The following is a 7508-nucleotide window of genomic DNA, read 5'->3' on the forward strand; positions in this document are numbered from 1 at the left end:
CGCCACGAATCGCAGATTTGAAAGTGAACAGGAAAGTCAATGAAATCAACGATCTACCAACACCACCTCCGCGCCAGTGCTAGCTTTTCGTACCGTCACTTATTGCACTGAAAACGAGGAGACCCCTAAACGGCGCAAAAAATGATGAACACGTGTTGCCTATTCTCAGTGGCTCGATGGCGGTCGCGGGCTAGCGCCCTTCTCGAAGATCGAATAGAGAGCAAATGCCGAGCCGGACAGTATGCTGTCGCGGCGGCGCATGAGCAGGACATCCTGGATCGGTTGCCGGTCGACGACCGCGATTGAAGCTACCTTGCCTTGTCCGACGGCATCTGCTGCCGGTGGGCACAGTGCCAGCAGATCGGAGTCCGCGACATTCGCAACGGCATCAACGAAGGATTCGCAGACCATTGCGACATGGGGCCGCGGCAGCCCGATATTTCTGAACATAGAAGCAAGGCTCGAGTCGCCATGCTCCAAAGGCCCGCATACGATCCAGTCGCAATTCGAAAGATCACGCAGTCGCGTGGCGCCTCGAAGTGGATGGTCCACGCGAGCAATTATCACTGATTGATGCCGCGAAATGACCTGAGTATCGAGCGAGGTATCCACTACGCCGTCCAGCATCGGGCACACGATGAAGTCGAGCTTGCCGGTCAGCAACTCCGACACGAGTCGGGAATACGGACCACTTGCGCAACGGACGACCACTCCGCTGTGGCGATGTCGGAATTCGCGCAAGGCGGCGGGCGCGAGTAAAAACCCGGCGAGCGGAGACGCGCCGAACGAGACCGAGCGTTGTCCCTTGCCACCCGGAGAGACCTCTAATTGGGCCAGCTCGACCTCGGACAAGATGAGTTGGGCGCGAGCCAGCAGCACCTTCCCGGCCTCAGTCAACGATATACCGAGAGCGCCGCGGCGCAGCAACTCGGTTCCAACGGAAATCTCGAGCCGCTTGATAGACTTGGACAGAGAGGCTTCGCTCTTGCCTTCCGCATGGGCCGCCCGCCTTAGGGAACCGTGCTCGACCGACGCAACAAAATCTCGGAGTTGCTGAAGCGTCAAGCATGCCTCCTAAGTCGCGGGGCAGTGCATCACTGCTTTTCCAGCTTCATTTCCACGAAGGAAGCCTCCCATCGCCGCGATTCCGCTTTCAGCATCCTGTCGACCTCGGCGGGTGATCCTGCTGCCTCGGGATAGATGCCAAGATCCTCGAGGCGCTGTTGGATCGTCGGATCCCGCAAAGCCTGTGCAGCGGCATGATTGAGTTGATCGAGCACAGGTCCCGGGGTTCTAGCCGGTGCGAGTAGCGCATACCAGGAAAGAACTTGCGCTTGAGAGTAGCCTTCCTCGGCCAGTGTAGGCACGTTCGGGATCAAATCCAGTCGCTTCGCAGCAACGACCGCCAGCGCCTTAAGCTTGCCCGATTTGATGTAGGGCAAAGCGGTGGAGAGTGGCAGCATTGCGAACGCCAGGTCACCTTGCAGCAGTTGCGGCAGTCCCTGTGGCGTCCCCTTGTACGGAATCGCGACGATGTCCATATTGGCCGCGCGCTTGAGCAGTTCCGTGTTCAGGTGCATCGATGTTCCCAGTCCGGGCATCAGGTAGTTGAGCTTGCCAGGCTTAGAGCGCGCAAGCGCCACGAAAGCGCGGAGGCTTTCGACCTTGAGCGAGGATGGGACAACCGCGACCACTGGCGCGGTGGCAAGCATCGCGACCCCGGAAAAGTCGGCCACGGGATTCCAGCGAACATCGGCCTGCAGCAGGGGATTGGTGACGTGGCTCAGGGTAGCAAGCAACAACGTGTAGCCGTCGGATGCGGCCTGCGCGACATAGGCGGTACCTATTGCGCCGTTCGCGCCTGGCTTAGGATCGACCAAGACCGGCTGGTTGAGTGCGATCGACATCCCTTGACTCAGCAGGCGTGCAGCGAGATCGGGTGTTCCGCCAGCGGGAAAAGGCACCACGATGGTGACCGGGCGTGACGACGCCAGCTGTGCATAGACGGATATGCCCGATGCGACCAAGGACGCTGCCAGCAGGCTGCGAAGAACGCGTCGGACGTACGAGTCGAAGTTCATCTGTGTCTCCTCTTAATCCCTGTGGGGGTCCGACATAGTCAGTCGAATTGAAGCTCGTCGAGTATCGCCTCTAGGGGCAGGTCACGCGGGCGAGTTGTCGCATATGCCTTGCCGCGAAATAGGCCTGCGTCGGAAGACATAGCAAAGGCAGCCCCCTGTTCAAGCTCACTCGCCAACCGAAGCAATGTCCGGCGGCACTGTACAAGCGGAAAATCCGACTTGACTAGCTTCTCGAGACTCCGGTCATGAATCTTTCCCTGGCTCTCTTGAATGGCCAGATCCTGCAACTGCGCACTCGGGATTCCCGTAAATGACTTGCTCTGCTTTTCGCGATCCTGAAGGTAGTCGTTCTCCCGGCTTCCACGAGGATTGAATGTGCCAGGTATGAGCTCGGCATAGTCGAACGCACCATCGCTGTACCCGCTAATCTCAGATTTTGTGAGCGGGCGGTCTTGGTGGTAGCGGATGCGGTACCACCAGCAGTTCTCATCGTCTATTGGGATAAAAGCATTGGCGCGACAGACATTGCCAACTTCCGTTGGCACAACCACGAAGGCAGGTGCAAGCCAGCGCGCGATCCGCCAGAAATAGGCATCGTCCCCAGCATTTCGGCGCGCGGCGATTCGCATACCGTAGGCGGTAGGGGTAGTGGATATCGTGGGCTTCCCGTCATCGTTGGCGAAGCGGATCAGTTCCCCAATCCCAAAGACATCGGCACCGCCAGCGGATTCTTTGTGCAGAAAGGAGATGTGCGAATAGTCGATGCTTCCTTCAAGTGCCTGGAGGTAGTTGCATTTCATCAGACATTTTGATATGTACACATGTGAAAGGGGAAGGGTGCAGAAGTCGAATTCCGGCGGAGCGGGCTGCCGTTCGGGCGGTCCCATCCAGACCCAAACGACTCCCCCCTGCTCGATCACCGGGTACGCAGCCACCGGCCGGCTCTTGGCTAACTCGCAGCCGTTCTCCTCGGTTGGAATATCGACGCAGCTGCCATTCACATCGAATTTCCAGCCGTGATAAATGCAACGCAATCCACCTTGCTCATTTCGCCCATAGTACAACTCAGCGCGCCGATGCGGGCAGTGAGCGTCGAGCAAGCCGACCCGATTGTCGCTGTCGCGAAACGCGACCAGATTCTCGCCGAGGATGCGGACGCGAACCGGAGGACAGTCTGGCCGTGGCAGCTCGCTCGACAGGAGAGCAGGGAGCCAAAAATGTCGGAACAATCGGCCGACAGGGGTGTCGGATGCAGTCTGGGTGAGCATGAAGTTGTCGTCGCGCACGTGGAGACCTTTCGGGGTGAGGATCGGCGAGGTGCAAGAAGCTTATCGAGGCCTTGGCGGCGTTAGTTGGACAAGTTAATCCAAGCGATGCCTCTAAGCTATCACGCCACCTGCGGGCCGGCGGCGTCACCCAAATGCCATCTTTTGTCGGTCCGACTCGCGACGTCTCGTCCCGAGAGCAGCTACCTCCTGTCCGGGAGTTCGTTGCCGCGAACCAGGCCCATACCTCGGTGACCGAAAAAAGTCACGGGCGGCTAGTCTTTTGAGGGCTTGGCGATCTGAGAAACTACTAGGTAAGCCCGAAATCGGCAACACCAACCCGCGCCGTCGGTGGTCGCGGTACGAGGAAGACGTTTGGCTTGGCTCAGTAGGTAAGTTCGTAGTTTCCGAGGTCCGCCTGGATGACCAGTCTGTCCTTCAATGGCCGACGTTCATCCCGCAGGAAAATACGCCGCTTGGTAGGAAACGCGAATCCGTCGAACACTTGATAGTCTAAGAGGTAGTGCGCGGCCTTGCTATTCCCAGCGATTTCCAAGGAGTAATCGTGCCGCCTGATCAAGCCAGATGCGTCGATGTATATAGTCTGCTGCGAAGAATGGGTGGCGTATGCCTCGGGAAATGTAAGTTCGAGCGTTTGCCAGATCTCCTCGGCCGATTCTGTCCACAGCTCGCCTTGGCGCACTATCACGCCATGCCCCACAAGCGAGAACGGGAGCGTGAAGTACGTCCAAAGAGCGCAGCCAATAAAATAAGCTAGTTGGTTTGCGCTCCACTTCGCGCCTGCTGCCGAGTTCCCAAATGAAGCGCGTGGGCGCTCAAGCTTTTCAAGTACCCGACCATCGCTCGATTCGACAAGCGTGCGATAGGGCTCGTATCGGGCTCTCTGATTCAGGTGAATAAACGGGAAAATGCTCACCCTTTGCGCTCGTGTGTCGACATCGACGCGCGTAGACATCTTCGTGAATGCTTCTTGGCCGCGCGCCACGAGTGCAATTCCACTAGGAGAGAAGTCGGCGCTTATCTTTCGGATAGTCTGCCAACGTTCCAGGCCTCCGTGTGCTCCCAGCATTTTTTTGAGAAGATCATTCATTCTTAGATTCCAAAATAGGCCATCGGGCCACGTAAAATTGTCAGGACTATAGGGCGAACTATAGCTTGCTCTAAATGCTACTGAAAGCTATAACAGACTCTTAGATATATTAAGCTGTCGCTTCGCGTCTCAGGTTCGTCCAGTGGATCGCCCTGCCTGCCAGTTCCGCAAATAGTAGCGAGGCTGCGCCAAAGCCCGCTGCGAGAAATCCTAGATTTGATACCCCCATGAGGTCGATGCCAAACGCCCCGAGTACGCCCGCCGCAGTGGTCCCGAGGAAGGTGGCAGAGTTGTTGAGGCCGAGCACCACGGGTGCGATGGTTGGGGCTATGCCAACGATGCGGTGTTGCTGTGGGACCAGCATCCCCCAACCGCAGAAGCCCCAAACAACGATCGCAATGATTGAGCTCCAGAGCGCCGCACTGGACCAAGGAAGGAGAATGAAGTCCACTGTGACTAATGTCAGCATCGTTACGAGCACCTTCCGATTTCCAATCGCGTCTACCCATCGGCCGACCAGGACGTTCGACACAGTTCCCGCGACGCCCCACAGCACGAGGAGCCCGCTCAAGATCGCGGTGCTACCGCCGGTAACCCTTTGAAATACTACGGAGAGATACGTGTAGATTGTGAAGGCGGCGGTAAAGAACAGAAAGGTACTGGCCAGCGTCAATCCCACTCTCCTGTCCGCCAAAGGTGCGAGCCGTTGAGACAATGAGACAGGCGGGAGCACAGGAATCTGCTTCAAGAACGCGCCGACGCCGGCGGCGGAAGCGGCTGCAAGAACTGCGACGAAGACCATCGTCCAACGCCAATCGCTTAGTCCTCCAATGAGCGCTCCCAATGGTGCTCCAAGCGCGGTCGATATGGATAGCCCGGCGATCACGACGGCGATTGCTGCACCTTGCCGCTCTCGAGGCACGATGACCATCGCTGAGCTGATTGCGGTTGTCGAAAACATGGCAGCTGCTGCACCGGCGATAGCTCGCATGATCATCGCAACGGCAAAATTCGGAGCGATTGCCGTGCCCAGGTTGGCTAGGACGAAGATGACAAGTCCTGTCAGCAACAACCTTTTTCGTGAAACGCCTGAGGCAAATGCGGCGATCACTGGAGCTAAGGCTCCGTTCGTCAGCGCGTAGATCGTCGTCATCTGTCCAGCCGCCCCGATGCTGACGCCAAATCCGTGGGCAATCTGCGGAAGGACACCGGCCACGACGAAACTGTCGGTGCCAAGCGCGAACATGCCAAGGGCGAGAAACAAGAGACGACGATCCACGATGAGCCAGTCTTTAATCTGATTTGATTGAACTTGCAGCCCCGTGCATGCCCGAGACCTGCGCTCCAGGGACGCCGGAGTGCCTGAGCGAATGTAGAAGTACAAGCAGCTTCGACGAAGGGGCGGAAACGCCAACTTTCCACTCAATGGCGACAAAATATCTACTGGTACGCGCTAGGCGGAATCCATGTCGACCTTTCGGCGAGGCTGCGCTATCGCTTACGCGGAAATATCGCTGTCGGTGGTGCCGCGGCATCCGCGCCTTTGCCTGTTGGAAATCAGGCCGCACGAAACCTGATAGGAAGCGACTGGGAACTAGCTCCGATACCCGCTTGTGCGATGACCCACTGTCAGTGCGCCGTTCAGAAGGAGGTGGATGACCCCACTCGTCGCTGCGCACTGTGGTCGTCAACGCGACGTGCGAATCCTCATTTCTTGGTGGGTTCAACGCCCGCCAGCCAGTGCAACGGGTTCAGGGGGCCGATCCGCAAGAGGTCGAAACTCATGTAGTGCGCCCTCCCCAGAGGAAGTTGCTCGAGCATTGCGTGCGCCGCTTCAAGGTCGGTCATATTGAGCACAAACACGACACCAGTCCGATCTGCAAGCGAATACCACTGATCGATCCGGCCAGCGAGGTAAAGATTGACCGTTTCGCGAATTTCGTTCGGCATGAGGGCAAGGACCTTCGACTGCTCGCTTCCCGCGTTGATAGTGCCGACGGCAAGGATTTTCGTCGTCGGCGTAGTGGGTTGTATTGCTTGAGCTGACGAGGTCAATGGGATCAGATAGCTCGCAAGGGCCAGCAGTAGGATGCAGATACGCTTCAATTGACACTCACTTTATTTTTGATAATACGGTTCCTGTAACGCCAGTTTGCGTTCTTAAGGTCGTTGCCAAAGGAATTAGAAACTAGGAGGCGCGGTGGGCTATTTTGATACTGATAGCGACACACTACGATTAAGTTTACATCTCGTTGTTATGGATAGAGATAGGCATATGCGACAGTTTTGGCATCGTTCGCGCCATCCATGGATCAATTGCTTTTCGGCGTCTGAAGAGATGATAGGGTCGCAACCGGTCAACTCTGTATTGATTGCACCATGTAGATATTTGCTCTTGTTCTTGAACAGCGCTTTCGAGACCGGTTTCAGTCTTACTCGATGCGTTTGGGCTCCCTCAGAAGTTTGCCAAGCAGCAGTACGGTAGTGCCTTGTGCTCGAGATATACATCGCAGGAGTGCGAAAGAGGGTGCGATCTGGTCGCGGACTTGGGATTCCCGTTCAATCTATTCCACTCGGCGTCGAGCCGGATATGGTGGTTGTCCCAGCACTTAGCACCACAACCCCCGATAGCTTGGTGCCCGCGCTCGCGGGACGTGACGTCCTCGACGCCGCGGAGCAACTGCGAGCATGGCACGCATCGGGCTCGGCGATTGCCGCTTCTTGCGTTGGAACATTTGTGCTCGCGAATGCAGGTCTCCTCGATGACGGTGAAGCTACAACCACTTGGTGGCTGGGTCCGCTATTCCGGCAGCGCTATCCGCGCATACTCCTAGATGAATCGCTAATGATCGTTTCGTCTGGCCGGACGGTGACGGCAGGCGCATCGATGGGGCACCTTGACTTGGCGCTCTGGTTGATTCGCGGTAAGCGTCCGGCAATCCCATCTTGAGATAGACCCAGTGTCGAGGCATCGTGTGCACGATGAACATCACGCACACTATGGCGAACGACACGATCGCCCAGCGCCCCAAGCGGCACTACTACTCCCCG

6 protein-coding genes are annotated in these 7508 nt (G+C 57.3%); all 6 read right to left on the minus strand.

Features of this window, described 5'->3' with window-relative positions; genetic code table 11:
• Window positions 1-165: 165 nt before the first annotated feature.
• Window positions 166-1065 carry a LysR substrate-binding domain-containing protein gene (locus ACO2Q9_RS20580; RefSeq protein WP_194013093.1) on the minus strand — a complete coding sequence of 300 codons (900 nt, stop codon included), beginning with the start codon at window positions 1063-1065 and terminating at the stop codon, window positions 166-168.
• Between the two features lie 29 nt (window positions 1066-1094).
• Window positions 1095-2081 (minus strand): Bug family tripartite tricarboxylate transporter substrate binding protein, encoded by a 987-nt coding sequence (locus ACO2Q9_RS20585; RefSeq protein ID WP_194013092.1) that lies wholly within the window; start codon window positions 2079-2081, stop codon window positions 1095-1097.
• A gap of 38 nt (window positions 2082-2119) precedes the next feature.
• On the minus strand, window positions 2120-3367 hold the full coding sequence (locus tag ACO2Q9_RS20590) for a Rieske 2Fe-2S domain-containing protein (protein WP_194013091.1): 1248 nt from the start codon (window positions 3365-3367) through the stop codon (window positions 2120-2122).
• Between the two features lie 364 nt (window positions 3368-3731).
• Window positions 3732-4457 carry a hypothetical protein gene (locus tag ACO2Q9_RS20595; protein ID WP_028604952.1) on the minus strand — a complete coding sequence of 242 codons (726 nt, stop codon included), beginning with the start codon at window positions 4455-4457 and terminating at the stop codon, window positions 3732-3734.
• 109 nt (window positions 4458-4566) lie between these two features.
• Complete coding sequence (locus ACO2Q9_RS20600; RefSeq protein WP_036596185.1) at window positions 4567-5736, minus strand: MFS transporter; 1170 nt, start codon at window positions 5734-5736, stop codon at window positions 4567-4569.
• A gap of 428 nt (window positions 5737-6164) precedes the next feature.
• Complete coding sequence (locus tag ACO2Q9_RS20605; protein WP_245598134.1) at window positions 6165-6563, minus strand: hypothetical protein; 399 nt, start codon at window positions 6561-6563, stop codon at window positions 6165-6167.
• Window positions 6564-7508 lie beyond the last annotated feature (945 nt).

This window comes from Variovorax sp. VNK109, assembly GCF_049445855.1.
Lineage (GTDB): Bacteria > Pseudomonadota > Gammaproteobacteria > Burkholderiales > Burkholderiaceae_C > JAGOCV01.